Consider the following 26,638-nt stretch of genomic DNA (forward strand, 5'->3'; position numbering starts at 1 on the left):
CGCGAGGAGGTCGTACGGCAGCGGCCGCCTCGCCGCATCCCCCACTGAGCGACTACGGTCAACACCCGTAGGAGCGATGGACGTTACGGGGAGGGGAGATCCGGTGAGCAGCATCAACAAGGGGGTCCGGAAGGCCGAGGTGGCACTCAAGTGGGATCCGAGTCCGATGGGCGAGCCGCCCCACGACCTCGACCTGGTGGCCGCGACGTACCGGGCCGATGCCGCAGGTGAGCCGGCGTACGTCGTCCATTTCGACAGCAGGTCACCGGACGGGACGATCATCCTGGCCCGGGACAGCAAGACGGGCCAGGGATTCGGCTCCGACGAGGTGATGACGCTGGAGTTCGACCGGCTGGCGCCGGTGTACGAGCGTGTCGTCGTGGGGGTCGTCATACAGCAGCGCGCCGGCCGGAAGGTGTTCGGCGACGTCGCCAACACGCGGGTGCGGGTCCTGGAAGGCCATGAAGAGCTGGCGACGTGCGACTTCGCCGCGGTCGCGCAGTCCACGGCGGCCGTCGTCTGCGAGTTCACCCGCGGTGCGGCCGGGAACTGGCAGTTCCACGACTCGGTGCGCGGCTTCGACACGGACCCGCAGTCCTTCATCGGCCTGATGAGCGGCTGACGGCGGATCCCGTCGCCGCCCGAGCCCGGGCAAGCCGCGGACATACGGAGGCGGGGAGACCTCCTGGGAGATCTCCCCGCCCTCAGCGGATCGGCTGATCCGCTGCCCGTCGTGTCACACCGGCCGCATCACGGCACGTGTCGTACCGGCGCGTCAGCTGCAGCCGCTGGTGGAGCCGCAGCCCTCGCAGATGTAGCAGGAGCCCGCCCGCTGCATCTTCGTTCCGCACGAGAAGCAGAGCGGTGCGTCGGCGCTGATGCCGAGCTGCATCTCGACCAGCTCGGCCGAGGTGTGCGCCTGCTTCGGAGCCGGAACCTCCGCCTCAGGGGCGGCAACGGCCTTCAGCTCCTGCTGACGCGGAGCGGACTGCGCGAGACCCTCGACGTCGACCTCGTCGTCGGCCGGCTCGTAGGAGCCGGTCTCCAGGTGACGCTGGCGCTCCTCCGCCGAGTGGATGCCAAGCGCCGATCGCGTCTCGAAGGGCAGGAAGTCCAGCGCCAGGCGGCGGAAGATGTAGTCGACGATCGACTGCGCCATCCGCACATCCGGGTCGTCCGTCATGCCGGCCGGCTCGAAGCGCATGTTGGTGAACTTCGAGACGTACGTCTCCAGCGGAACGCCGTACTGCAGACCCACCGAGACGGCGATCGAGAAGGCGTCCATCATGCCCGCGAGGGTGGAGCCCTGCTTCGACATCTTCAGGAAGACCTCGCCGAGACCGTCGTCCGGGTAGGAGTTTGCGGTCATGTAGCCCTCGGCGCCACCGACGGTGAAGGAGGTGGTGATGCCGGGACGGCCCTTGGGGAGGCGCTTGCGGACCGGGCGGTACTCGACGACCTTCTCGACCGCGGCGCGGATCGTCTCCTCGGCCTTCTCGGTGACCTCCGCCTTCTCCTTCTCCTTCTTCTTCGCGGAGAGGGGCTGGCCGACCTTGCAGTTGTCGCGGTAGATCGCGAGCGCCTTGACGCCCATCTTCCACGCCTCGAAGTAGATCTCCTCGACCTCCTCGACGGTCGCCGACTCCGGCATGTTGACCGTCTTGGAGAGCGCGCCGGAGATCCACGGCTGGATGGCCGCCATCATGCGGACGTGACCCATCGCGGAGATGGAGCGCTCGCCCATCGCGCAGTCGAAGACCTCGTAGTGCTCGGTCTTCAGACCGGGCGCGTCGATCACGTTGCCGTGATCGGCGATGTGGGCGACGATCGCCTCGATCTGCTCCGGCTGGTAGCCGAGGCGGCGCAGCGCCTGCGGCACGGTGCCGTTGACGATCTGCATCGAACCGCCGCCGACCAGCTTCTTGAACTTGACCAGCGCCAGGTCCGGCTCGAGGCCGGTCGTGTCGCAGGACATCGCGAGACCGATGGTGCCGGTCGGGGCGATCACGGACGCCTGGGAGTTGCGGAAGCCGTTCTTCTCGCCGAGACGGATCACGTCCTGCCAGGCCTCGGTGGCCGCGGCCCAGATCGGCGTGTCGAGGTCGTCCATGCGGACGGCCGTGGCGTTGGCGTCGGCGTGCTGCTTCATGACGCGCTTGTGCGGCTCGGCGTTGCGCGCGTAGCCGTCGTAGGGGCCGACGACCGCGGCGAGTTCGGCGGAGCGCTTGTAGGACGTGCCGGTCATCAGGGACGTGATGGCGCCGGCGAGGGCGCGGCCGCCGTCCGAGTCGTACGCGTGGCCGGTCGCCATGAGCAGGGCGCCGAGGTTGGCGTAACCGATGCCGAGCTGGCGGAAGGCGCGGGTGTTCTCACCGATCTTCTGCGTCGGGAAGTCCGCGAAGCAGATCGAGATGTCCATCGCGGTGATGACCAGCTCGACGACCTTGGAGAAGCGCTCGACGTCGAAGGACTGGTGGCCCTCGCCGTTGTCCTTGAGGAACTTCATGAGGTTCAGCGAGGCGAGGTTGCACGAGGTGTTGTCCAGGTGCATGTACTCGCTGCACGGGTTCGAGCCGTTGATGCGGCCGGACTCGGGGCAGGTGTGCCAGTGGTTGATCGTGTCGTCGTACTGGATGCCCGGGTCGGCGCAGGCCCAGGCGGCCTCGGCCATCTTGCGGAAGAGCTCCTTGGCGTCGACCTCCTCGATGACCTCACCGGTCATCCGGGCACGCAGACCGAACTTGCCGCCGGACTCCACGGCCCTCATGAACTCGTCGTTCACGCGCACCGAGTTGTTGGCGTTCTGGTACTGGACCGACGTGATGTCGTCGCCGCCCAGGTCCATGTCGAAGCCCGCGTCACGCAGCGCGCGGATCTTCTCCTCTTCCTTGACCTTGGTCTCGATGAAGTTCTCGATGTCGGGGTGGTCGACGTCGAGGATGACCATCTTGGCCGCGCGGCGGGTGGCACCGCCGGACTTGATCGTTCCTGCAGAGGCGTCGGCACCCCGCATGAACGAGACCGGGCCGGAGGCGTTGCCGCCCGAGGACAGCAGCTCCTTGGAGGAGCGGATACGGGAGAGGTTCAGGCCGGCGCCGGAGCCGCCCTTGAAGATCATGCCCTCTTCCTTGTACCAGTCGAGGATCGACTCCATGGAGTCGTCGACGGACAGGATGAAGCAGGCGGAGACCTGCTGCGGCTGGGGCGTGCCGACGTTGAACCACACCGGCGAGTTGAAGCTGAAGATCTGGTGCAGCAGGGCGTACGCGAGCTCGTGCTCGAAGATCTCGGCGTCGGCGGGCGAGGCGAAGTAGTTGTAGTCCTCGCCGGCCTTGCGGTACGTCTTCACGATCCGGTCGATGAGCTGCTTGAGACCGGTCTCGCGCTGGGGGGTGCCGACCGCCCCGCGGAAGTACTTGCTGGTGACGATGTTGACCGCGTTCACCGACCAGAAGTCGGGGAACTCGACGCCACGCTGCTCGAAGTTCACCGAGCCGTCACGCCAGTTGGTCATGACGACGTCACGGCGCTCCCAGACCACCTCGTCGTACGGGTGCACGCCGGGGGTGGTGTGGATCCGCTCGATACGCAGTCCCTTGCTCGCCTTGGCTCCCTTGGTGCGGGACCCTCGTGCCGGGCCGCTCGTCGTCTCGGTCATGCCGCCTCCCATACATGGGCAAAAACGCCCTGAAGTGCCCAGATCTTCCCGTGGCACTGCTTGTGTCTGTTGTCCCGGAGCGCTGCGCAGCGCCCGTGACAGGTCATGTGCCGCCCGGAAGCGGGTGGAGATCCGTGACGCACGGCTCCGCCCGCTCGGCGGGTGCCGCTCAGTCGGCGGCGGTGGCGGGAACGGGGACCTCGACAGCCCCGTCGCTCCGCTCCTGTGCAGGGGGCCGTTCGTCGCGCAGCTCGGCGATGGCGGCCTCGAAGTCCTCGAGTGAGTCGAACGCCCGGTAGACGGACGCGAACCGCAGGTACGCGACGAGGTCGAGTTCCTGCAGGGGGCCGAGTATGGCCAGACCCACGTCATGGGTGGTCAGCTCGGCGCTGCCGGTGGCGCGCACCGCTTCCTCGACCCGCTGGCCGAGCTGAGCGAGGGCGTCCTCGGTGACCGGCCGCCCCTGGCATGCCTTGCGCACGCCGGAGATGACCTTGGTACGGCTGAAGGGTTCCGTCACACCGCTGCGCTTGATCACCATCAGCGACGCGGTCTCCACCGTCGTGAAGCGGCGGGAGCAGTCGGGGCACTGCCGGCGGCGTCGGATCGACGTTCCGTCGTCGGTGGTCCGACTGTCGACGACGCGGCTGTCAGGGTGCCTGCAGAAGGGACAGTGCATGGCTCCCAACCCCTCCTTCACAGCACGACCGAATAGCCTCAACTGGCTCGCTGAGCCCCCCGAAGCAGCCACAAGCATAGGCGATGCCCCGAGCTCCGACGGACCAGGGACCACAACTTCTGGGTGGCGGTCACAATCCAACCACTAGATCTGGGGTCTGAGTGCCTTCTCGGCCCGTAGAGCGTGTCGCGCGTCCCCCTGGAGGAAGCCGCCGCGCACGGGGCGTATGGCGGCAGTTCACGGAGCGCACACGACGCATCGAGCGCCGCCGTCGCGGGTGCGGCGGCGGGCGTCACCCACGAGCGAGTGCCAGACTGGGGCGGGCCCGGTCCCCTCGCCTCCAGCGGCGGAGGCTACCGTAGGTCTTCTCGTCGGCCCACCTTCCGGCGTTCGCACATACACCCAGCTGAGCGGCCACGTCAGGCAATCTGCGATTTTTCACTCGAACGTGTGTTTGGCGCAACCTTTCGAAACCAACTACCGTTGTCCAGCTAGGGAGACCATTCGAGAGGGGCCGACGTGACCACCACCGCTGACAGTGCCGCCATCACTGCCCAGGACCGCTCCCAGAACCGATTCGAGCCGGTGCATGCCATGAATGACGCAGCCAAGACCCCGGAGGGGCCCAAGCCCACCCGCTCGCTGCCCGGCCGACCTCCAGGGATCCGTGCGGACAGCTCCGGCCTCACGGACCGGCAGCGGCGTGTCATCGAGGTGATCCGCGACTCCGTGCAGCGGCGGGGTTACCCGCCGTCCATGCGCGAGATCGGCCAGGCCGTCGGCCTGTCCAGCACCTCCTCCGTCGCCCACCAGCTCATGGCACTGGAGCGCAAGGGCTTCCTGCGGCGGGACCCGCACCGCCCCCGCGCCTACGAGGTCCGCGGCTCCGACCAGCCCAGCACCCAGCCGACGGACACCACGGGCAAGCCCGCAGCCTCCTACGTGCCGCTGGTCGGCCGGATCGCCGCCGGTGGCCCGATCCTCGCCGAGGAGTCCGTCGAGGACGTCTTCCCCCTCCCCCGCCAGCTGGTCGGCGACGGCGAGCTGTTCGTGCTCAAGGTCGTCGGTGACTCGATGATCGAGGCCGCCATCTGCGACGGCGACTGGGTGACGGTGCGCCGCCAGCCCGTCGCGGAGAACGGGGACATCGTCGCCGCCATGCTGGAGGGCGAGGCCACCGTCAAGCGCTTCAAGCGGGAGAACGGCCACGTCTGGCTGCTTCCCCACAACGCGGCGTACCAGCCCATCCCCGGCGACGAGGCGACCATCCTCGGCAAGGTGGTGGCAGTGCTTCGGCGGGTCTGACGGACTCGCCGGCTCGGACCGGGCCCCGGGACCCACTGCGCCGGTCCCGGGGCCCTGCTGTGTCTCTACCGAACGGGAACGGTCCTCCAGTGTGGTGTGCCGCCCCCTGGGGGACCTCTGTGCCTCTCCCCGGTCGAGCCTGGGCCGTCGGGCTATTTGCCGTCGGCCTTGGCCGCCGCATCGATGGCAGCCAGCGACCGGCGCACCTGATTGCGGTCCGTCGTGTACCAGAAGTCGGGCAGGGAAGCCCGCAGGTAGCTGCCGTACCGGGCGTTGGCCAGCCTGGGATCCAGTACGGCCACCACTCCGCGATCCCCCGTGGCACGCACCAGACGGCCGGCGCCCTGCGCCATCAGGAGGGCGGCATGCGTGGCGGCGACGGCCATGAATCCATTGCCTCCGGCCTCCTCCACCGCCTTCTGCCGCGCGCTCATCAACGGGTCGTCCGGCCGCGGGAACGGAATCCGGTCCATGACCACCAGCTGGCAACCGGGGCCCGGGACATCGACGCCCTGCCACAAGGAGAGCGTGCCGAACAGGCACGTCTCGGGATCGCCGGCAAAGGTCTTGATCAGCTCGCCGAGCGTTTCCTCGCCCTGCAGCAGAATCGGCTTGTCGAGCCGCCCTCTCAACTCCTCCGCGGCCGCCTTGGCTGCCCGCATGGAGGAGAACAGCCCCAAAGTGCGCCCGCCCGCAGCCTCCACCAGCTCGGCCAGCTCGTCCATCATGTCGCCGCGCGAGCCTTCACGGCCGGGTGTCGCCAGGTGCCGGGCGACGTAGAGGATGCCCTGCTTGGGATAGTCGAAGGGCGAGCCGACATCGAGCCCCTTCCACTGCGGCACCTCCTCTCCTCCGGTGCCCTCCGGGGCGAGCCCCAGGGATGCCCCCACGCCGTTGAAGTCGCCGCCGAGCTTGAGCGTCGCGGACGTGAGCACGACCGACCGCTCCGCGAACAGCTTCTCGCGCAGCAGTCCCGAGACCGACAGCGGCGCCACCCGCAGGGACGCGCCGAAGCGGTCGTGCCGCTCGTACCAGACGACGTCGTACTCCGAACCGAGCGTGATGCGCTCGGCAACAGCGTGGATGTTCTCGACGGAGGCAAGCGCCTGCTTGCGCACCGCGTCCTCGTCCTGGACCGACTTGTCCCGGGTGGAGCCCAGCGCGCTGATCACCGTCCGCGAGGCGTCCCGCAGAGCCAGGAGTGCGTAGCCCAGATCCTCGGGGATCTCCTCGAGGCGGCCCGGCAGCGCCAGCTCCATCACACGCTCGAACGTCTCCGAAGCGGTCTGGAGCGCGTCCGCCGCCTTCTCGTTGACCAGTTTCGCCGCGCGGCGCACAGCCCGGTTGACCTGGCCGGGAGTGAGCTCGCCGGTGGCGACTCCGGTCACGCGCGAGACCAGTTCATGGGCCTCGTCGACGATCAGGACCTCGTGCTGCGGCAGGACCGGCGCCCCCTCGATGGCGTCGATCGCGAGCAGCGCATGATTGGTGACCACCACGTCGGCGAGCTTCGCCCGCTCCCTGGCCATCTCGGCGAAGCACTCCGCACCGTACGCGCACTTGGAAGCCCCGAGGCATTCGCGGGACGAGACGGAGACCTGACTCCAGGCACGGTCGGAGACACCGGGCGTGAGATCGTCGCGGTCACCCGTCTCGGTCTCGTCCGCCCAGTCCCGCATGCGCAGGAGGTCCTGGCCCAGCTTGCTCGTCGGCGCGGCGGCCTCGAACTGGTCGAAGAGACCCTCCTCCTCGTCCTGCGGAGCGCCCTCGTGCAGTCGGTGCAGACAGAGGTAGTTGGAGCGGCCCTTGAGCATGGCGAACTCGGGCCGCCTGCGCAGCAGGGGATGCAGCGCGTCGACCGTGCGCGGAAGATCGCGCTCCACCAGCTGGCGCTGCAGCGCGAGCGTGGCCGTGGCAACGACCACCCGCTCCCCGTGCGCGAGCGCCGGCACGAGATAGCCCAGCGACTTTCCGGTGCCGGTGCCGGCCTGCACCAGAAGGTGGGAATTGTCGTCGATGGCCTCGGCCACGGCCTCGGCCATGGTGACCTGGCCTGGCCGTTCCACTCCGCCGACAGCGGTGACGGCGGCGTGGAGGAGCTCGGGGAGGGATGACTTCGTCATAGCTCGACCAGCCTACGGGGCACCACTGACAACAGGATCACGCATCGGGCCCATCAGGCCATGCCAGCGGGTTCGGTACGGTGCCGTGCACGGCCGCGTGGGGGCGTTCGGGCCGGTCACGGTAGCCGTCGAGATGGAGCCTGTTGCGGTTCAGACACAGCCGGTCGATACGCTCCGTGAGCAGATCGAACAGCTCGTAACGCTCCTTGAGCTGGGGAAAGCGGGCCTGATACCTCAGGACCTCCGCCCGTACGAGTGAGAAGAAGCGGTCCTCGGCGATTCCCAGTTGCTCCTCGAAAAGCGGCGCGAGGTAGCGGAAGACACCCACGAACAGGCCCGCATGAATGAACTGGGTGAGGAACCCGGGCTCCTCGGTCAGCAGGATCCGGCGGACGTCGTCCGGCATCGAGGCGTGCTCCGGCAGCGGCCGGGCGCTGATGTTGACGTCGTCGACGAAATCCTTGATCGCCAGCCGCACCGGGACGTCGTGCTCGTCGTAGACGACGATCGCGTTCTCGCCGTGGGGGGAGAAGACGGTGCCGTAGCGGTAGAGGAAATGCAGCAGCGGAGGCAGGAGCGCGGCGAACAACCGCTGGAGCCAGACCTCCGGGGCGAGCCCCGACCGCTCGACGAGCTCCGCGGCGAATGCGCGGCCCCGCGGGTCGATGTGGAGCAGCGCTGCCAGGGTGCGGGCCCGTTCACCGGGGTCCAGGCGGGGCTGGAGCGGCTCGCGCCAGATCGCGCCGAGAAGTTCCTTGTACTGATAGGGCACGTCGTCGAGGCGGTCGTACAGAGGATGCTCGACGGTGACCGAGGCGACCTCGCCCAGGAGGATCACCCGGCACTCGTCGCGGAGGAACGGGTCGCCGTCGCGCAGGCCGTGCACCCAGGCGGTGACGGCCGGCGCGGCCAGGGTCCGTTCGGTGGGCAGACCGCGCCACACCAGAGTGTTCAGAACCGACAGCGGCAGTTTGACCATGTGCCGGTCGGGACGGTCGATGTTCACGAACGTGCGGATGGACTGCTGGGGCAACCGGAGGTCGCCGTCCTCCGGCAGCGGCACGATCTGCCGGCGCGCGATGGCCGCTGCGTACAGGGGCAGCAGCACCTCGTCCCACTGCCACGGGTGTACGGGGAGGAGGAGGTACGCCGCCGGATCCAGCCCTCCGGCGCGCAGAGCGGCCTCGAAACCCGCACGCACAAAGTCGTCGAGCTCGTGGCGGTAGAGGTCGTCCGGGGAGGCGAGGTGGGCGACGCCCCGGTAACGGGCGAGCGCGGAGCTGACGGCGATCCAGGGCAGTGCGGTGGGGCGGCGCGCCTCGGGGGCCCAGCGGGCGGCGTCAGCCGCGGAGAAGCCGATGCGGCCCTTGTTCAGGACGAGCCACGGATGTCCGGTCTGGTGCCCTTCGAGTTCGGCGTAGCCGAGGTCGGCCAGCTCGGCGGCGGTGACAGTGGTGTGGTCGAGCGCGGTGTCGGCGGTGAGCGTCAGGGAGAGTTCGCGCAGCAAGTGGCCGAGGGTGGCTCCGTCGAGGGCGAGGGTCTCCTTCGCTCGGGCGAGGAAGGCGAGCGGGTCCGAGAAGGGCTGCCCGTCCCATTCGACGGAGGCGGCATCCACGCGCCAGCTTCCGTAGGCACCGCGCCGCGCCAGAAAAGTCAGGTCCCCCGTGTCCCCGACGGTGAGGGCATAGCGACGGCGCGGTGCGGGGCGGCCGGAGACGGCGGAACGAGCGTCGTCGTGGCGGCCGCCCGGGCCGGCAGGCGATTCCGCGATCATCGGCTCGATGATCTCCTCGTAAGCGAACTCGCCGAGCATCTTCGCCAGGAGACGGCCGCCGGCCCGTTCCCAGCTCTCGCGGTCGAGGCCGGGCGGCAGGTGCAGCCGGGTCGACAGCGCATCCGGTCCGGCGGCTTCGGCGCATGCGGAGCCGGGCGGATCTATCGAGGCGGTGGGTTCGGTCGACGCGGTGGAGTCGTGGCTGGCAGGCGACTTCGGCACGGGGACTCCTCGAGGGGAACCGATGCGGTTCGAGCGGTGTAAGTAAGGCAGCGAGCTGTTCACAGCAGGTCCCGCAGACCGCGATCGCGGACCATGAGCGCGGCTCGCTTGTCGGGCAGGTCGACTTCGGCGAAGAAGCGGAAGCCGGCCCTGAGGAACGCGGATACGGAAGGGGTGTTGCGCAGGTCCGGTTCGGCGATGACGCGTGCACAGCGGGGGCGGCGGTCGAGTACGAGGTCGGCAACGGCTCTGAGGAGCACGGAGCCCAGACCTCGCCCACGGTCGGCGACGCCGCCGAGGAGGAGGTGGATGCCTGTGTCGTGCGGTCGGGCCGGGTAGTGGCGGGCCAGAGGGTCGAGATCGGCACGGTAGATCTCGAAGTAGCTCATGGGTGTGCCGTCGAGCACACCGAGACAGGGGAAGCTCCGGCCGGCTCCGTCGCACTGGCCGCGCAGGTGGGCGGCCGTGACGGTCTCGGGCCCGGCCAGGCCCCAGTAGGCGGCGACGGCCGGGTCGTTCATCCAGCGGGTGATCACGGAGAGGTCTCGCTCCGGGACGACGGGGACGAGGTGGAAGTCACCGGCGGGGGTGTTCACCGGCCCCCAGTCCGCAGGGGCGTCCAGCAGGTCCGCTGAGGTGTCCCACGGCTCCTGCGCGGCCGCAGGGACCTCGTGCGCGGGAGGAGTGCCGTCGCCCTCCTCATGGAGGGTCTCGAGGAACTCCTCGGGCAGCCGCAGGTCGAGGGTCTGCTCGGGGCCCGAGCCGGGCGGGGACGCCTCGTCCGTACCGGGGTCGGTCGCGGCTTCGCGGTGAGGCACGGCGACGGTCTCCTCTCGTCGTTCGGACGTGGTCAGGTCTTCGGCGTTCGGTGATCCGCACGGTGTTCAGGAAAGGAGCGGGTTGGTGATGGTGACGTAGACGGACTGGGTGTCGACGGGACCGACGAGTTCGTCGAGGCCGTGGAGACGGGTGAGCAGGTTGGCCTTGGAACGAAGGGTCGGGGCTTCGAGAAGCAGAGCCGGCAGCGGCGAGCCGAGGGAGGAATTGGCCGCCAGGAATCGCCGGAACGCGGCGAGGAGTACGCGTTCGTCGGCGAGGTGCTGCGCTCCGAAGGCGCCGATCAGGCCGAGCACGTTGTTGATGCCGAGGTAGTACGCGAAGCGCTCGTCCGTCACGTCGTCGGAGACGAAGGTATCGCTTTCGGCGCCGATTCCCGGGAGGCGGCGCTCCAGTTCGTCCCGGTGGGACTCACGGAAGTAGTAGCCCTGATTGTCCCGGTAGCGGCCGCCTGTCGGCCAGCCTTCGGGGTCCAGGAGGACGAGGGTGTTCTGCTGGTGCGCTTCCAGTGCGATGCCCGCGGTGGCGTCGAGCCAGAGCACGGGGCGTACGACGTGGTCCAGGTAGCGCAGGAACCACTCCGTGGCGACGGCGGGAACGGGCCGGCCTGTCCGGGCGGCGAGACACTCGACCGTGTCGGAGAGGCGTGAACGCGTGCCGGTGCGCCCGGGCCAGGGCCGCGGTGAGGTCAGGGCTGCGATGCAGACGGCGTCGTCGCTGTGGTGGAAGGGGTTGTGGCGCAGCATGACGTCGAGTCCGGGGACAGGTTCACCGTCGGGCGTGTCGACCGCGAGCCATGCCGGATCGCGCACGATGTCGAATCCGGGGTGCGCCGCCCGCCACTGTTCGGCGAGTCCGGTGCGGAGCAGCCGATGCACCTCCACCCCCCGGTGGAGTTCCTTGCGGAGGTTCTCCCGGCGGGAGTTGGTGATGCGCAGGCCGAGGGACAGCTTGAGCATCGCGGATGCCCCGGGGCGGTGCACGGTGCGGACGGAGGAGGTGGGGTGCCAGGGGTCGCCGTGGGAACCGAGGTCGTGGAGCAGGCCGGCGTCCAGCAGCGCGGCCACGGTGGGCCGGTGCCGGAGGTCGCGTGCCTGCCACGGGTGCAGGGGCAGCGCGGCGCAGTTGGCGGGGAGCTGGATGTCGCCGGCGAGGCGGGAGGTGAGCTGCTCGGCGGCGAGCGTGCGTCCTTGCTCGGTCCAGGCCGAGTCGGCTGCGAGCACCGACCGGTCGACTGCCCACCAGTGCAGCGGGAAGGCACCGTACAACTCCGGTGAGTAGATCAGGGCTTCGGCGTCGGAGAGTCCCTCACGGCTCTTCGGTGTGGGGTGGAGCGGGTGGCCGAGCAGGAGGGACTGTTCGGCGTCGAGGAAGAGGTCCGCGTCCTCTGGTGCGACGGGGTGCCTGCGCCGGTGAGCGATGAACTGGGCTGTGCGCCGGACGGAATCGGCTACGCGGCCGACGAGGTCGGCTCCGTCCGTGCCGCCGGCTTCCCGGCCGAGGAGCGCGGCCACGGTCACCGCGTCGGCGGTGGTGGCGTCGTGCGGGCTGCTTTCAAGAGCCGGCGGGCCGAAGCGGTGCCATCCGGAGGGTGACCAGTAGTGGACGGGGACGAGCAGGGCGGTCCCGCTGCCGTGGAGCGGAACGCGCAGGGTGTCGCCCTCGGGCTCGGCGAGGTTGTTCTCGCGCACCCAGCAGCGGAGCAGGTTCTCGACGGCGGCGGCATCGGCGGCACGGCTGGGATCCGGATGGTCGAGCCGGTCCCCCGCTTCGGGGGCCGTGGACACGTGCCGGGCGGTGGTCGGGGTTTCGTCGTCGAATCCTCCGGTCTGCTGGCGCGGCACCGTCGCCGCCTCGGCCGTGAGCGGCCCGCTCATTGCTCCGTGGGCACGGTGAGCGGCGGTGGGGCGGCCGTGGGACTCGGGCACTTCGGGTGCGGGGCTGGTGTTCACGGAGGCTTCCTTGTGACGGGGATCCGGGGATCAGTACGACTGCCCGCTGTCGGCGCGGCGTGGAGTGGAGCGTTCTGCGGCGGCCAGGGCGTCCGCGAAGCGGTCGAGGACGGCCACGGCCTGTTCGTCGGTGAGCGTGAGAGGAGGCAGGAGGCGCACGACGGCGCAGTGGCGTCCGCCGAGTTCGACGATGAGGCCGCGGTTCAGGCATTCCCGCTGGACGGTCGCGGCGAGCGCGGGAGCGGGTGGGGGGACGAGCGCGTCGCGGGCCGTGGAGTCGGGGTCGACGAGCTCCACGCCGATCATCAGGCCCCGGCCCCGTACGTCTCCGATGCAGGAGTGAGCGGCGGCGAGACCCTGGAGCCGGGCCAGCATGCGTGCGCCGAGGGTTGCGGCCCGCGCGGCGAGGCGGTTCTCGCGCACGTACGCGAGGGTGGCCGCTCCGGCCGCCATCGCCAGCTGGTTGCCGCGGAACGTGCCGGCGTGTGCTCCCGGCTGCCACGTGTCGAGTTCGGACCGGTAGACGATGACCGCGAGCGGGAGGGAGCCGCCGATGGCCTTGGACATGACCATCACGTCGGGCACGATGTCGCTGTGCTCGACGGCCCAGAAGGTGCCGGTGCGGCCCACTCCGGTCTGCACCTCGTCGGCGATCAGAGGGATGGAGCGGGCGGCGGTGATCCGGCGCATCCGCCGCAGCCACTCGTCAGGTGCGGGGATCACCCCGCCCTCGCCCTGCACCGGTTCGAGGATCATTCCGGCGGGGGCCGGCGCACCGCCCTTGGGGTCGTCGAGGAGGTTCTCGGTCCAGCGTGCGGCGAGTTCGGCGCCGCGTTCGCCGCCGATGCCGAAGGGGCAGCGGTAGTCGTGCGGGTAGGGAAGTCGTGTCACCCGGACGTCGGTGGCGCCGCCCGATGCGTCGAGGGCGCCCGCAGTCATGCCGTGGTAGGCGCCGGTGAAGGCGAGGACTCCGTTGCGGCCGGTGGCGGTGCGGACCAGTTTGAGTGCCGCTTCCACGGCGTCGGTGCCCGCCGGACCGCAGAACTGGATCCGGGCGTCGGAGGCGAGCTGGGGCGGAAGCGTGGCGAACAGCTCCGTGGTGAACGCGTCCTTGACCGGTGTGGCCAGGTCCAGGATGTGCAACGGCGCCCCGGAGTCGAGGACCTTCTTGATGGCTTCGAGGACGACGGGGTGGTTGTGCCCGAGCGCGAGCGTTCCGGCTCCGGAGAGACAGTCGAGGTAACGGCGGCCGTCGGCGCCCTCGATCGTCAGTCCGCGAGCGCGTACGGGCACGATGGGCAGCGAGCGCGCATAGGTGCGGGCGGCCGATTCGCGGAGCGACTGCCGGCGCAGGATGCCCTCGTGGGCGGCGGCCGGGGCGATCGGAGCAGGTTCGGTCACGGCCACGGCTGTTGGTCCTTCCACTGTCACGGTTGCGTTTCGCATGGGTACGGCTTCGGCCCTGCGACCGCTCGCTGTTGAGCCGCCCCCGTGTTCCCGCCCCTACCAACGACGCGGCGGGCCGGGGATCACGGCCGGGAGGAAGATCCTTGCGGCGGCGGAACCGTGGACCTGGTGCACGCCGTCCCCATCGGCACCGGCATAGTTGGGGGGCCGCACCCGGCGGTGAACTCCACCGGGGCGGCGGCGGACTCGTCCGCCGCCGGAAGTACCGGCATTGCCGGGATGTGGCTCAGTTCAGACGGAACAGCAGCACCGAAGTCCCAGGGGGATCACGAGATGCGACCCATTCGCCCGACGCTGGCAGCGGCGTCCCTTGCCGCCGTGCTGGCGCTGGCTGCCACCGCCTGCGGTCCGAGCGAGGACACCGCGGGCGACAAGCCGAGTGCATCGGCCGGTCAGACCGCCGATGACAAGATCACCATTCCGGACGATCTCAAGGAGCGGCTCAAGGAGCGCGGGATCGACCTGGACAAGTGGAAGAACGGCGAGTGGAAGAACTGGGACAAGGACAAGTGGCTGCGTGAGGCCAAGGACTTCGTCAACCCGATCATCGAGGACCTGTGGGACCCGGACCGCATGCGCGACGCCGAGAAGCCGCCGGCGAAGCCCGTCGACCCGGACATCTCGGGTGACGAGGGTGTCACCGACCCGACGCCGGAGCCCGTCGACGCCGTGCCCGTGAAGGCGCCCTACCACACGAGCGCCGCCGAGGCGGGCAAGGTCTTCTTCGACGGCCCCCAGGGTTCGATGGTGTGCTCCGCGACCGTCGTGCAGGACCCGGCCAACCCCGGCAAGTCGAACATGGTGTGGACCGCCGGTCACTGCGTCCACGCGGGCAAGAGCGGCGGCTGGTACCGCAACATCGCCTTCGTCCCGTCGTACAACGACGGCGCGCTGCCCACCTCGGAGCTGGAGAAGGCTCCGAAGGAGAAGATCGCTCCCCACGGCGTGTGGTGGGGCGACTGGGCCCAGACGTCCGAGCAGTGGATCGCCCAGGGTGCGGCGACCGGCGGCCAGGGTGCGCCGTACGACTTCGCCGTCATCCACGTCACTCCGGAGAAGGGCAGCACGGGCAAGTCGCTCGAGGAGACGGTCGGCGCCGCTCTGCCGGTCGACTTCAAGGCCCCGGCCGTGCCGGACATCAAGAGCATGACCGCTACCGGCTACCCGGCGGCTCCGCCGTACGACGGTCAGAAGCTGTTCCAGTGCGCCGACAAGCCGGGCCGGCTCTCGCTGAAGGCCGAGGAGCCGACGATGTACCGCATCGGCTGCACGATGACCGGCGGTTCCTCCGGTGGCGGCTGGGTGGCCGAGGGCCAGGACGGCCGGCCCGCCCTGGTGTCCAACACCTCCATAGGCCCGGTGACGGCCGGCTGGCTTGCGGGCCCGCGGCTCGGCAAGGAGGCCGAGGGCGTCTACACGGCGGTCAGCAAGAAGTTCGCGGGCCAGTGACCTGACACGTGCCTCGCGTGGCAACAGCGTCACGTGACGGCACCGCAGTCCTCTGACAGCAAGGGGCGTTCGGCCGGACGGCCGGGCGCCCCTTGCTCGTCACGTGGAGACTCGGTGGAGTTGCCGACCGGCCTCAACTGCGCGTCCACGCACCGGCTTAGAGTGGTGCCGCACCTGCGGCGGCTCCGGAAGGCCGCCCCTTCGCATGACACGCTCATGGCAACCGCGCACAGCGCAGACGCCGCCCGTGTGTCGCATCAGGCGCTGGTGCACCCGCGTTCATGGCACATTTCGCAAGTACTTCAGGGGGAATCGTTTCCATGCGATCCATACGTCCGCTGCTGGCTGCCGCCGGCCTCGTCTCGGCCCTCGCGCTGACGGCGACCGCCTGCGGCCCCGGCGAGGACAAGGCTGCAGACAAGCCCGCCGCCTCCGCGGAAGGCGCAGACAACAGCGGCGCAGACGCCGCACTCCCCGCCGACCTGGCCGACCAGCTCAAGGAGCACGGTGTCGACCTGGACAAGTGGAAGAACGGCGAGTGGAAGAACTGGGAGAAGGACAAGTGGCTGCGTGAGGCCAAGGACTTCGTCAACCCGGTGATCGAGGGCCTGTGGAAGCCCGAGCGCATGACGACGGCCAAGGCGCCTGCGAAGACGCTCTCCGCCGGTGACATCTCCGGTGACCAGGACGTCACCGACCCGGAGCCGCGCCCGGTGCGGGCCGAGGAGGAGAAGAAGCCCTACCACCGGAACGCCGCACCGGTCGGCAAGGTGTTCTTCGACGCCCCCGAGGGCTCGATGGTCTGTTCGGCGACGGTCGTCAAGGACCCGAGGAACCCGGGCCGGTCCAACCTCGTCTGGACCGCCGGGCACTGCGTGCACGCCGGTCGGGCGGGAGGCTGGTACCGCAACATCGCCTTCGTCCCCGCCTACAACGACAAGGGCAAGTCCCCCGCCGCGCTGGAGCACGCCCAGCCGCAGGAGATCGCTCCGTACGGCGTCTACTGGGCGGACTGGGTCGCGACCTCGGGCGAGTGGATCGACCAGGGCGGTCCGACGGGGGGCACCGGCGCCGCCTACGACTACGCCGTGATGCACGTGAAGCCCGAGCAGGGCTCGAAGTCCCTGGAGGAGACGGTGGGCGCCGCGCTCGACGTCGACTTCGAGGCTCCCGACGCCAAGAGCATCGGCACGATGGGCGCGTGGGGTTACCCGGCGGCCCCGCCCTACAACGGCGCGATCATGCACAAGTGCCTGGACCAGCCGGGCCGGCTCTCCATCGCCCCCGGCACGCCCACGATGTGGCGTATCGGCTGCACGATGACGGGCGGATCCTCGGGTGGCGGCTGGTTCGTCCGGCAGCCCGGGGGCAAGACGGTGCTCGTCTCCAACACGTCGATCGGCCCGGTCACCTCGGGCTGGCTCGCCGGCCCGCGGCTGGACCGGGGAGCCCAGCAGATCTTCACGACGATGAGCGAGAAGTTCGCGGGGCAGTAGGCATCTTCGAGCCGGGCGGATCATGCGGAAGGCCCGCCTCCCCGAGGGGAGGCGGGCCTTCCGTCCGGTCGCGGGCGCTGTGCCGCGTCAGTGGGTCGCCGGGACGTACGGGGCCAGTGCGGCGGCCAGCTCCTCGTGGACCCGCGCATTGAGCAGGGTGCCCTCCGTGGTGTGCTCCTCGGAGACGACCTCGCCCTCGGCGTGCACGCGCGAGACGAGCCCGCCCTGGGTGTACGGGACGAGCGCCTCGATCTCCACCTCGGGCCGCGGCAGCTCGGTGTCGATCAGAGCCAGGAGCTCGCCGATGCCCGAGCCCGTGCGAGCCGAGACGGCGATCGCGTGCCGCTCGATGCGCAGCAGCCGCTGCAGCACCAGCGGGTCGGCCGCGTCCGCCTTGTTGATCACGACGATCTCGGGCACGTCCAGCGCGCCCACGTCGCGGATCACCTCGCGCACGGCGGCCAGCTGCTCCTCCGGAGCCGGGTGCGAACCGTCCACCACGTGCAGGATCAGGTCGGAGTCGCCGACCTCCTCCATCGTGGAGCGGAACGCCTCGACCAGGTGGTGCGGCAGGTGCCGTACGAATCCGACGGTGTCGGCGAGGGTGTAGATCCGGCCGCTCGGCGTCTCGGCCCGGCGGACGGTCGGGTCGAGGGTGGCGAACAGGGCGTTCTCCACCAGGACACCGGCGCCGGTGAGGCGGTTGAGCAGCGAGGACTTGCCGGCGTTGGTGTAGCCGGCGATCGCGACCGACGGCACCCTGTTGCGGCGGCGCTCCCGGCGCTTGATCTCGCGGCCCGTCTTCATCTCCGCGATCTCCCGGCGCATCTTCGCCATCTTCTCGCGGATCCGTCGCCGGTCCGTCTCGATCTTGGTCTCACCGGGACCACGGGTAGCCATGCCGCCACCACCGCCGCCGCCCATCTGACGGGACAGCGACTGACCCCAGCCGCGGAGCCTGGGCAGCATGTACTGCATCTGCGCCAGAGCGACCTGTGCCTTGCCCTCTCGGGACTTGGCGTGCTGAGCGAAGATGTCGAGGATCAGCGCGGTGCGGTCGACCACCTTGACCTTGACGACGTCCTCGAGGTGGATGAGCTGGCCGGGGCTGAGCTCACCGTCGCAGACGACGGTGTCGGCTCCGGTCTCGAGCACGATGTCGCGCAGCTCGGTCGCCTTGCCCGACCCGATGTAGGTGGCCGGGTCCGGCTTGTCGCGCCGCTGGATGACTCCGTCGAGCACCAGGGCGCCCGCGGTCTCGGCGAGCGCCGCGAGCTCCGCGAGGGAGTTCTCGGCGTCCTGCACGGTCCCCGAGGTCCAGACGCCGACCAGCACGACGCGCTCCAGGCGCAGCTGTCGGTACTCGACCTCGGTGACGTCTTCGAGCTCGGTGGAGAGGCCCGCCACGCGCCGCAGAGCGGCACGCTCGGAGCGGTCGAACTGATCGCCGTCCCGCTCGGTGTCGATCTCGTAGCTCCAGGCGACGTCCTCTTCCATCAGGGCATCGGCCCGAAGGCTCTCGGTGCGCGTCTCCGCGAAGCTCTGCTCGTCCTGGGAAGGGGATGAAGAGGAGGTCATTGGATCCTTACGTCGATGGAAAGAGCGGTTGCGGGCGGGACGCCCGCAAGGGCATTGTGCCCCCGTACGCCAGTCACAACGTGTGACAGCCCCGGAAGATTCCCCCAGGGAGTCCCGCGGCCGGCCCTGTCGTCGGCCCGTCGATCGTCCCACGGGGCCGCCGGGGCCGTCACCCCGGTTTTCAGCGGGCGGCGCGGGCCTTCGGGGCCTCGCTGCGCCAGTCCGCGTGGCCGGGCATGGGCGGGGTCTTCTTCCCGTACAGCCATTCCTGGAAGAAGTCGCCGAGGTCACGCCCCGCGACATGGGATGCGAGCTGCGTGAAGTCCTCCGTGCTCGCCGTGGAGTCGCGGTGCTCGGTGACCCACTCGCGCTCCAGCCGTTCGAAGGCGGCCTCGCCGATCGTCTGCCGCAAGGCGTACAGGACGAGGGCGCTGCCGTCGTAGACCACCGGCCGGAAGAGACTGAGCTTCTGTCCGGGTGCCGGTGCCTGCGGGGCCGCGGGCGGCCCGCCGGCCGCTCGCCAGCCGTCGGAGAGGCGGTAGGCCTTCCTCATCCGTTCGACCAGTGGCTGCTTGGCCTTCTCCTCGGCGTACAGGGCCTCGTACCAGCTGGCGTGGCCCTCGTTCAGCCACAGGTCGGACCATGTGCGGGGGGAGACACTGTTGCCGAACCACTGGTGGGCCAGTTCGTGGACCATCACCGAGTCGACGTACCACTTCGGGTGGGCGGCGTTGGTGAACAGGGAGCGCTCGAAGAGCGACAGCGTCTGCGTCTCCAGCTGGAATCCGGTGTCGGCGTCGGCGACCAGCACCCCGTACGTCTCGAAGGGGTAGGCGCCGACCTTGTCCTCCATCCACCGGACATGGCCGGGCGTCTTCTTCAGCCACGGTTCGAGCTTCGCCTTGTCGGCGACGGGGACGACGTCGCGGAGGGGCAGTCCGTGCGGGCCCTGCCGCTTGACGACGGCGGACCGTCCGATGGCGACCTGGGCGAGTTCGGTGGCCATGGGGTGGCCGGTGCGGTAGATCCAGGAGGCCCTGGTGTCATTCCGGGAATGTGCGATCTGCCGTCCGTTGGCGACGGCCGTCAGATTCCTGGGGGTGGTGACGCGGAAGGTGAAGAACGCCTTGTCCGCGGGGTGGTCGTTGCAGGGGAAGACACGGTGCGCCGCGTCGGCCTGGTTGGCCATCACCAGACCGTCACCGGTGGGCACCCATCCGCCGGCGGCCTTGGCCCCGCGCGGGTCGCTGGTGTGCGTGACGGTGATCTGCATGCGCGATCCGGCGGCGACGGCGATGGAGGGCTCGACGACGAGGTCCTCGCCCGTGGACGCGAACTCTGCGGTGCTGCCGTTGACTTCGACAGAGTGGACCGTGCCACGGGCGAAGTCGAGGTTGATCCGGCCGAGCCGCCGGTTCGCCCAGGCGTCGATCTTGGTGACAGCGTCCAGGGGCTTGGTGTTGCTGCCCTCGTAGGTCAGGGCGATGTCGTATCCGATGACGTCGTAGCCGGGGTTGCCCAGCCGAGGGAAGAGGGGGTCGCCGATCCCTAGGGCGGTCGGTTCGGGCAGCGTCGCGGCGACGAGGGTGGCCGATGCTGCGGCCAGCAGTGCGGCACCCAGTCGGCGTCGGGGAGTGAGCAGCATGTCCTACCGCTACCAGCACGCCACGAGACGGCCGCGGCGGCGCGCGACAGCGGACCGCGCCCCCACCCGAACGAGGTCAGGCGGTCGAGGCCGGATACTGCGTCCTGCTCACGTCGTACACGCCGGGGACGTCGCGCATGGCGCGCATCAGGGCGGGAAGCCCGGCGGCGTCGGGAAGTTGGAGGGTGTACGTGTGGCGTACCCGCTGCTGGCTCGGCGGTTCGACGGTGGCCGAGACGATGGCCGCTCCCTCACCGGCGATGACCTCGGTGAGGTCGGCGAGCAGACGGGGCCGGCCGAACGATTCGGCGACCAGAGTGACCCGGCACTCGGCGGCGTCGCCCCAGCGCACGGCCACCGGAGCACGGCCGAGGCTCTCCATGCGCGCCACCGCGGCGCATTCGACGCGATGGACGGTCACGGCGCCCCCGCGCACCGCGAAGCCCGTGACGGTGTCGGGCGGTACGGGCGTACAGCAGCCGGCGAGCCGGACGGTCGCCTCCGGAAGACCGACGACGGCGTTCGCCGAGGCCGGCCGGTCGGCCGCGCGCGGAGTGGGGTGCCGGGGAGCGGCCGCCTGGGCGCTCGCACCCTCCGGGTGGCTCTCGAGCCAGCTGCTGATGGCGATCCGTGCGGCCGGGGTGCGGGCGTGGTCGAGCCAGTCCGGCGACGGTCCGGAGGAGGCGTCCTGGGCGAGCAGCACGTGCACGGTGTCGCCGTCGTTGAGCTGGGTGCTCAGCGTGGCCAGCCGGCCGTTGACCCGGGCGCCGATGCACGCGTGGGCCTCCTCGCCGTACTGGGCGTAGGCCGCGTCGACGCAGGTGGCCCCGGCGGGCAGGCCGAGCGCCCGGCCGTCGGCCCGGAAGACGGTGATCTCCTTGTCCTGCGCCAGGTCCGCGCGCAGGGAGGTCCAGAAGGTGTCCGGGTCCGGGGTGGACTGCTGCCATTCGAGGAGACGGGACAGCCAGCCGGGTCTGGTGGGGTCGGCGCGCTCGCCGTCGAGCGGCTCGGCGCTCTCGGTCGGCACGTACGGGTTGCCGAGCGCGACCACCCCGGCCTCGGCGACCCGGTGCATCTGGTGGGTGCGGATGAGGACTTCGGCGACGGCGCCGTCGGAGCCCGCGACGGCGGTGTGCAGCGACTGGTACAGGTTGAACTTGGGGGCGGCGATGAAGTCCTTGAACTCGGAGATCACCGGGGTGAAGCAGGTGTGCAGCTCGCCGAGCACCGCGTAGCAGTCGGCGTCGTCGGTGACCAGGACGAGCAGGCGCCCGAAGTCAGTGCTGCGCAGCTCGGAGCGTTTGAGGCAGACGCGGTGCACGGAGACGAAGTGCCGGGGCCTGATGAGCACTTCGGCGGTGATGCCGGCGTCGCGCAGCACGGTCCGGAAGTCCTCCGCGATAGCGGCGAGAGCGTTGCACGCGGTGGCGTTCTCGGCGATGAGGGCGCGGGTGCGCTCGTACTCCTCGGGGTGCAGGATCGCGAAGACCAGATCCTCCAGTTCGGTCTTCAGCGCCTGCACGCCGAGACGCTCGGCGAGGGGGATGAGGACGTCGCGGGTGACCTTGGCGATACGTGCCTGCTTCTCGGGGCGCATGACGCCGAGCGTGCGCATGTTGTGCAGCCGGTCGGCGAGTTTGATCGACATGACGCGGACGTCGTTGCCGGTGGCGACGAGCATCTTGCGGAAGGTCTCCGGTTCGGCGGCGGCGCCGTAGTCGACCTTCTCCAGCTTGGTGACGCCGTCGACGAGATAGGCCACCTCGGCACCGAACTCCGCCTTCACCTGGTCCAGCGTCACCTCGGTGTCCTCCACGGTGTCGTGGAGCAGGGACGCGGTCAAGGTCGTGGTTTCCGCGCCCAGTTCGGCGAGGATGAGCGTGACGGCCAGCGGATGGGTGATGTACGGCTCGCCGCTCTTGCGGAACTGGCCGCGGTGGGACGACTCCGCCAGCACGTACGCCTTGTGCAGTTGGGCGAGGTCGGCGTCCGGGTGGTGCGCGCGGTGCGCGTCGACGACGTGGCCGATCGCGTCGGGGAGGCGGTCGCGCCCGGTGGGGCCCAGCAGAGCGGCGCGCCCGATCCGGCGGAGGTCGATCCTGGGTCGGCCGCGCCTGCGACTGTGGGCACCAGGGTTGGCGGCCTCTGCACTCATGGGGCACCTCCGGCTGCTTCGACCGGCGGTGGAAGGTCAGATCGTGCCTCCGGGCCGGTGCTTGATGCTACCGAGCCCACCACGTGGCGCAGTGCCGCTCTCGCTCAGCGTGAAACGGATCACCCATTCGAGCGAAGCTCTACGCACTCACGGTTTCGAGGAGAGCGGGCTCGATGTACCCCTCGGCGACGATCACGGCCGGGCCCGTCATCTCGATCTCCCCGTCGGGACGTTCCGTGATGACGAGGCGGCCGCCGGGCAGGTCAACGGTGTACGCGACGGGGGTGCCGGTGACGGACGGGTCCACGCCGTCCCTGCGGGCAGCCGCGACGGCGACGGCGCACGCGCCCGTACCGCACGAGCGGGTCTCGCCGGACCCGCGCTCGTGCACGCGCATGGCAACATGGCGCTCGCCCCGGTCGGCGACGAACTCCACGTTCACCCCGTCCGGGTAGACCGATGCCGGGCTGAACGGTGGAGCCGAGAACAGGTTCCCCGCGTGGGCCAAGTCGTCGACGAACGCGACCGCGTGGGGATTGCCCATGTTCACGTTCCTCGCAGGCCAGCTGCGGCCGTCGATCGTGACCGTCACGCCGTCCTCGGGAAGCAGTGCGCGCCCCATCGAGACGGTGATGTCACCCGTGTCCGCGCCGGCGCCGGCGGCCTCCTTGGCGATGTGGACCCTCTTGACGCCGCCCCGGGTCGCCACGGCGATGTCTCCGGCCTCGACGTGGCCGACGCGCTGGAGGTAGCGGGCGAAGACCCGGACGCCGTTTCCGCACATCTCGGCGATCGAGCCGTCCGCGTTGCGGTAGTCCATGAACCACTCGGCCTCGTCCGCCATGTCCCTGGCCTCGGGGTGGGCCGCCGAGCGGACGACGTGCAGCAGACCGTCACCGCCGATGCCGGCGCGGCGGTCGCACAGCCTGGCGACGGCGGCCGCGGGCAGGTCGATGCCGTTGTCCGGGTCCGGGACGATCACGAAGTCGTTCTCGGTGCCGTGGCCCTTGAGGAAGGGGACGGGCGAGGTCTGCGAGGTGCTCACGTCCACCATCGTACGAGGCCGGTCCGACAGCGGGGCGCCCGGTGGGATCCGGACCGAGGGCCGTCGCCGGGCTGAAGCGGACGGGGCTGGGCTGGGCGCGCGTGGCGGTGCGGGGCGCGCGGGCCGGCGCTCAGCGCAGGCGCGCGACCCGCCAGACCGCGAGGGCGACGAGCACCGTGCCCACGCCGACGTAGAGCGCGATGACACGCCAGTCGGGGCGCTCGCCGGAGCCCCGGACGGGCAGGCCGGGCCAGGTGTGCCCGACGCGGCGGGCCGCCATCACACCCCAGCCGGCCGCACAACAGCTGATCAGCAGCCCGAGCATGGCGACGACCGCGCCGCCGTCCCCCGTACCGAAGGCGAGGGGAAAGGCGAACATGAGCGAGCCGATGGCGGCGAGCGCCACGATCGGGGCAAGCTGCCAGATGCGCAGGCGCCGCTGCGGACGGAGCTCCACCTCGACCTCGTCGGTGAGCACTTCCTGCTCGTCGGGACCGTCCGGGCTCAGCCCCGAGGTGCCTTCGGCGGCATCTCGGCGCTCCCGCTCGGTGTCGCGAGGGCCGGCCTCCATCGCCACGCGCCCTCCCAACTCGGACTCAGCTGTCGATCGATGCTCGATGATGGCACGCTCCAGGTGGCCGAACTGACGGGCGGAGCGTCCCGATGCCATCACGTGATCAGGCTGTGACCGCTCGTTCGATCAACGCCAGCGCATGCTGCGGAAGTTCCGCGCGGTCCTGGGCCGCGCCGCTGAGCCAGTGCACCCTCGGGTCGCGCCGGAACCAGGAGTCCTGGCGGCGGGCGAAGCGTTTGGTGGCGCGCACCGTCTCCTCGCGCGCCTGGGTTTCGGTGCACTCCCCCGCGAGCGCGGAGAGCACCTGCTGGTAGCCCAGGGCGCGGGACGCGGTGCGCCCTTCGCGCAGCCCCTGAACCTCCAGGGCGCGTACCTCGGCGACGAGCCCCGCCTCCCACATGCGGTCCACACGCAGGGCGATCCGTTCGTCCAGCTCGGGCCTCTCGACGTCGACGCCGATCTGCACGGTGTCGTAGACGGAGTCGTGGCCGGGGAGGTTGGCGGTGAATGGCCTGCCCGTGATCTCGATGACCTCGAGGGCCCTGACGATGCGCCGCCCGTTGCTCGGCAGGATCGCGCGGCCCGCCTCCGGGTCGGCGGCGGCGAGACGGGCGTGGAGCGCCCCGGAGCCGCGCACGGTCAGCTCCTCCTCCAGCCGGGCGCGCACCTCAGGGTCGGTTCCGGGGAATTCGAGGGCGTCGATCGCCCCGCGTACGTACAGCCCGGAGCCGCCCACGAGAACGGGGGTGCGGCCCTCGGCGAGCAGCCGGTCGATCTCCGCCCTGGCGAGCCGCTGGTACTCGGCGACGCTCGCCGTCTCGGTGACGTCCCAGATGTCGAGCAGGCGGTGGGGGACGCCTCCGCGCTCCTCGGCCGTCAGCTTGGCGGTGCCGATGTCCATCCCCCGGTAGAGCTGCATGGAGTCGGCGTTGACGACTTCGCCGTCCAGCCGCTGGGCCAGGAAGACCCCCAGATCGGACTTTCCGGCCGCGGTGGGACCGACGACGGCGATGACCCGCGGTGCGGGAGCTGCACTTCTCACCGCCCCAGTCTCGCAAACGCGGGCACCGCTCCCCGAACGAGCGAGGTGACGGCGGGTAGCCGGGGTCGTTGCCTGTTGCGAGGTTCCGGACGCCGGTTTCGGACCGGTACCCGCGAGCGGCGCAATGGGACGCTCCGGGTGGCGCGGAACTTCGCCCCCACGAGTACGCTATGGAGCAGATATGGGCGTTTTTTCATGGTTCCGCGGTAAGCCTGTGGCGACCGCCGAGGCGTCGGACCAAGAGGCCCCCCTCGCCACCGTGGCGACGGACCCCTCGGCCGGCGCCCCGTCCGACTCCGATGCCGGTGCCGACGGCACGCTCGGTGAGGGCACGGCCGCCACCGGGGTCGACATCCCCAAGCAGCAGTCCGCCGAGGGGGCGGCGGACAGCGAGGCCGGCGAAGGCGCCCGTAAGTAATCCCCGACAAGGGATGACGAGGGAAGGTGCACCATGGGCTTCCTGGACACCCTGAAGGCCAAGCTCGCCCCGGCCAAGGACAAGGTCACCCACCTGGCCCAGCAGCACGAGGGCAGGATCGGGCAGGGTCTCGACAGGGCCGCCAAGACGGTCGACGACAAGACCAAGGGCAAGTACAGCAGCAAGATCGAGACGGGCACAGGCAAGGCCAAGGAGGCCCTGGGCCGCATCGCGCACCGGGACGAGAAGGGCCACGGCACCACGCCGCCGACTCCCTGACGCGAACGACCGACGGCCGCGGAGCGTGTGCTCCGCGGCCGTCGGCGCTTGTTCGGGTCAGGACCAGGTCGCGACGAAGTAGCCCACCCCGTACGGCGCGTCCTCGTAGAGCAGACGCCCTTCCAGCCCAGCGCCCTCGGCTGCCCCCGCGAGCACCTGCCAGGAGGCACGGCCGGCGGCCTTGAGTTCCCGGGCCAGCGCCGCGTCCAAGGCCGTCAGCGCCTCGGTGTCCGCCGCGCCCAGCGCCCGCGCGGCCTCGCGGTCGAAGCCCTCCGCGCGGGCGTCGAGATAGCCCGGGGCCTTGAGCGTCCGGCAGGCGCTCCCGTCGCCCATCACCAGCATCGCCACCCGCTCGCTCCGTGCGGCGCCCTCGCGGCCGGCGGCGGCGCAGCGGTCACCGGCGAGCCGGTCGTCGACGCCGAGGCCCTCGACCGGAGAGGCGGCCCAGTGCGCATGTTCCAGCAGCCATGCCGCCACGGAGAGCGAGGGGGGCAGCTGCCGCTCCTGGCCGGGGCCCTCCCCCAGGCGTACGGACAGGTCCTCGCCGAAGCTCCGGAAGGAGCCGTGCGCGCCGGCCCGGTACGTGCCGCTTTCGGACCCGGCTGCCGGTCCCACCACGAGGAGCAGGCCGGGCCTGGCGGCGGCGAGCACTCCCAAGGCGTCGGAGCACGCGTCGCGGGCTGCGTCGAGTTCGGGCGCGGCTCCGGCAGCGATGTCGGGCACCAGGAGGGGCGGACAGGGGCACACGGCGGCGGCGACAAGCATGATCGGCAGCCTAGTGCGTGGGCACGCCACGGGTCGCCGACCCGGCGCGCCCCCTCGTGGGAGGCGCCGGTCCGCCGGCCTCCTCCCCTCGGCTGCACCCACCGCCCTTCCGTACGCGGGGCGCACCAGCCCCTCTGCCTGCGCCCGCGGATCGCTGCCGGCCGGCACGCGCGCG

General features: G+C 70.6%; 20 protein-coding genes. 6 read left to right on the top strand and 14 right to left on the bottom strand.

Annotated elements, in window-relative coordinates; genetic code table 11:
• The first annotated feature begins 103 nt into the window (after positions 1 to 103).
• Positions 104 to 622, top strand: coding sequence for a TerD family protein (locus QFZ82_RS11585; RefSeq protein ID WP_307713096.1), 519 nt, complete (start codon positions 104 to 106; stop codon positions 620 to 622).
• 153 nt (positions 623 to 775) lie between these two features.
• Here QFZ82_RS11585 and QFZ82_RS11590 read toward each other — a convergent pair whose 3' ends face one another.
• Both QFZ82_RS11590 and nrdR read right to left on the bottom strand, forming a co-directional pair.
• Positions 776 to 3,658: a vitamin B12-dependent ribonucleotide reductase gene (locus tag QFZ82_RS11590; RefSeq protein WP_307713097.1), complete on the bottom strand. Its 2,883-nt coding sequence runs from the start codon at positions 3,656 to 3,658 to the stop codon at positions 776 to 778.
• Positions 3,659 to 3,827: 169 nt separating this feature from the next.
• Complete coding sequence (gene nrdR / locus QFZ82_RS11595; protein WP_307713098.1) at positions 3,828 to 4,337, bottom strand: transcriptional regulator NrdR; 510 nt, start codon at positions 4,335 to 4,337, stop codon at positions 3,828 to 3,830.
• Between the two features lie 519 nt (positions 4,338 to 4,856).
• On the opposite strand from nrdR, the gene lexA reads away from it, so the two are divergent.
• Complete coding sequence (gene lexA / locus QFZ82_RS11600; protein ID WP_307713099.1) at positions 4,857 to 5,642, top strand: transcriptional repressor LexA; 786 nt, start codon at positions 4,857 to 4,859, stop codon at positions 5,640 to 5,642.
• 152 nt (positions 5,643 to 5,794) lie between these two features.
• On the opposite strand, the gene QFZ82_RS11605 is transcribed toward lexA, so the two are convergent.
• The 5 genes from QFZ82_RS11605 to QFZ82_RS11625 all read right to left on the bottom strand — a co-directional run bounded on the left by QFZ82_RS11605 (position 5,795) and on the right by QFZ82_RS11625 (position 13,957).
• A complete protein-coding gene (locus tag QFZ82_RS11605; protein WP_307713100.1) occupies positions 5,795 to 7,765 on the bottom strand; it encodes an ATP-dependent DNA helicase in 1,971 nt (656 codons plus the stop codon).
• A 37-nt stretch (positions 7,766 to 7,802) separates the two neighbouring features.
• Positions 7,803 to 9,761 carry an IucA/IucC family siderophore biosynthesis protein gene (locus QFZ82_RS11610; RefSeq protein ID WP_373429272.1) on the bottom strand — a complete coding sequence of 653 codons (1,959 nt, stop codon included), beginning with the start codon at positions 9,759 to 9,761 and terminating at the stop codon, positions 7,803 to 7,805.
• Positions 9,762 to 9,820: 59 nt separating this feature from the next.
• The gene (locus tag QFZ82_RS11615) at positions 9,821 to 10,579 is read right to left on the bottom strand and encodes a GNAT family N-acetyltransferase (protein WP_307713101.1); all 759 of its coding nucleotides are present in this window, start codon (positions 10,577 to 10,579) and stop codon (positions 9,821 to 9,823) included.
• A 66-nt stretch (positions 10,580 to 10,645) separates the two neighbouring features.
• The gene (locus QFZ82_RS11620; protein WP_307713102.1) at positions 10,646 to 12,550 is read right to left on the bottom strand and encodes an IucA/IucC family siderophore biosynthesis protein; all 1,905 of its coding nucleotides are present in this window, start codon (positions 12,548 to 12,550) and stop codon (positions 10,646 to 10,648) included.
• A gap of 30 nt (positions 12,551 to 12,580) precedes the next feature.
• Positions 12,581 to 13,957 carry a diaminobutyrate--2-oxoglutarate transaminase family protein gene (locus QFZ82_RS11625; RefSeq protein ID WP_307713103.1) on the bottom strand — a complete coding sequence of 459 codons (1,377 nt, stop codon included), beginning with the start codon at positions 13,955 to 13,957 and terminating at the stop codon, positions 12,581 to 12,583.
• A gap of 333 nt (positions 13,958 to 14,290) precedes the next feature.
• Here QFZ82_RS11625 and QFZ82_RS11630 point away from each other — a divergent pair, with 333 nt between their 5' ends.
• Both QFZ82_RS11630 and QFZ82_RS11635 read left to right on the top strand, forming a co-directional pair.
• Positions 14,291 to 15,466, top strand: a complete 1,176-nt coding sequence (locus QFZ82_RS11630) for a serine protease (RefSeq protein ID WP_307713104.1) — start codon at positions 14,291 to 14,293, stop codon at positions 15,464 to 15,466.
• Between the two features lie 320 nt (positions 15,467 to 15,786).
• Positions 15,787 to 16,962, top strand: a complete 1,176-nt coding sequence (locus QFZ82_RS11635) for a serine protease (RefSeq protein WP_307713105.1) — start codon at positions 15,787 to 15,789, stop codon at positions 16,960 to 16,962.
• 87 nt (positions 16,963 to 17,049) lie between these two features.
• On the opposite strand, the gene hflX is transcribed toward QFZ82_RS11635, so the two are convergent.
• The 6 genes from hflX to miaA form a co-directional block, all read right to left on the bottom strand.
• On the bottom strand, positions 17,050 to 18,540 hold the full coding sequence (gene hflX / locus QFZ82_RS11640; protein WP_307713106.1) for a GTPase HflX: 1,491 nt from the start codon (positions 18,538 to 18,540) through the stop codon (positions 17,050 to 17,052).
• A gap of 181 nt (positions 18,541 to 18,721) precedes the next feature.
• A complete protein-coding gene (locus tag QFZ82_RS11645) occupies positions 18,722 to 20,185 on the bottom strand; it encodes a M1 family metallopeptidase (RefSeq protein ID WP_307713107.1) in 1,464 nt (487 codons plus the stop codon).
• Between the two features lie 76 nt (positions 20,186 to 20,261).
• Positions 20,262 to 22,340 (bottom strand): bifunctional (p)ppGpp synthetase/guanosine-3',5'-bis(diphosphate) 3'-pyrophosphohydrolase, encoded by a 2,079-nt coding sequence (locus QFZ82_RS11650; protein ID WP_307713108.1) that lies wholly within the window; start codon positions 22,338 to 22,340, stop codon positions 20,262 to 20,264.
• 139 nt (positions 22,341 to 22,479) lie between these two features.
• Complete coding sequence (gene dapF, locus QFZ82_RS11655; protein WP_307713109.1) at positions 22,480 to 23,394, bottom strand: diaminopimelate epimerase; 915 nt, start codon at positions 23,392 to 23,394, stop codon at positions 22,480 to 22,482.
• Positions 23,395 to 23,515: 121 nt separating this feature from the next.
• Entirely contained in the window at positions 23,516 to 23,956 is a 441-nt protein-coding gene (locus QFZ82_RS11660; protein WP_177151722.1) for a hypothetical protein, read from the bottom strand.
• Positions 23,957 to 24,062: 106 nt separating this feature from the next.
• Positions 24,063 to 25,001 carry a tRNA (adenosine(37)-N6)-dimethylallyltransferase MiaA gene (gene miaA, locus QFZ82_RS11665; protein ID WP_307713110.1) on the bottom strand — a complete coding sequence of 313 codons (939 nt, stop codon included), beginning with the start codon at positions 24,999 to 25,001 and terminating at the stop codon, positions 24,063 to 24,065.
• A 181-nt stretch (positions 25,002 to 25,182) separates the two neighbouring features.
• Between miaA and QFZ82_RS11670 the strand changes: the two genes are divergently transcribed.
• Both QFZ82_RS11670 and QFZ82_RS11675 read left to right on the top strand, forming a co-directional pair.
• The gene (locus tag QFZ82_RS11670; protein ID WP_307713111.1) at positions 25,183 to 25,419 is read left to right on the top strand and encodes a gliding motility protein; all 237 of its coding nucleotides are present in this window, start codon (positions 25,183 to 25,185) and stop codon (positions 25,417 to 25,419) included.
• Positions 25,420 to 25,452: 33 nt separating this feature from the next.
• A complete protein-coding gene (locus QFZ82_RS11675) occupies positions 25,453 to 25,698 on the top strand; it encodes an antitoxin (RefSeq protein ID WP_307713112.1) in 246 nt (81 codons plus the stop codon).
• 57 nt (positions 25,699 to 25,755) lie between these two features.
• Here the strand turns inward: QFZ82_RS11675 and QFZ82_RS11680 are convergent, their stop codons facing one another.
• Positions 25,756 to 26,463: a class III extradiol dioxygenase subunit B-like domain-containing protein gene (locus QFZ82_RS11680; protein ID WP_307713113.1), complete on the bottom strand. Its 708-nt coding sequence runs from the start codon at positions 26,461 to 26,463 to the stop codon at positions 25,756 to 25,758.
• Positions 26,464 to 26,638: the final 175 nt, after the last annotated feature.

It is taken from the genome of Streptomyces sp. V4I23 (genome assembly GCF_030817975.1).
GTDB lineage: Bacteria > Actinomycetota > Actinomycetes > Streptomycetales > Streptomycetaceae > Streptomyces.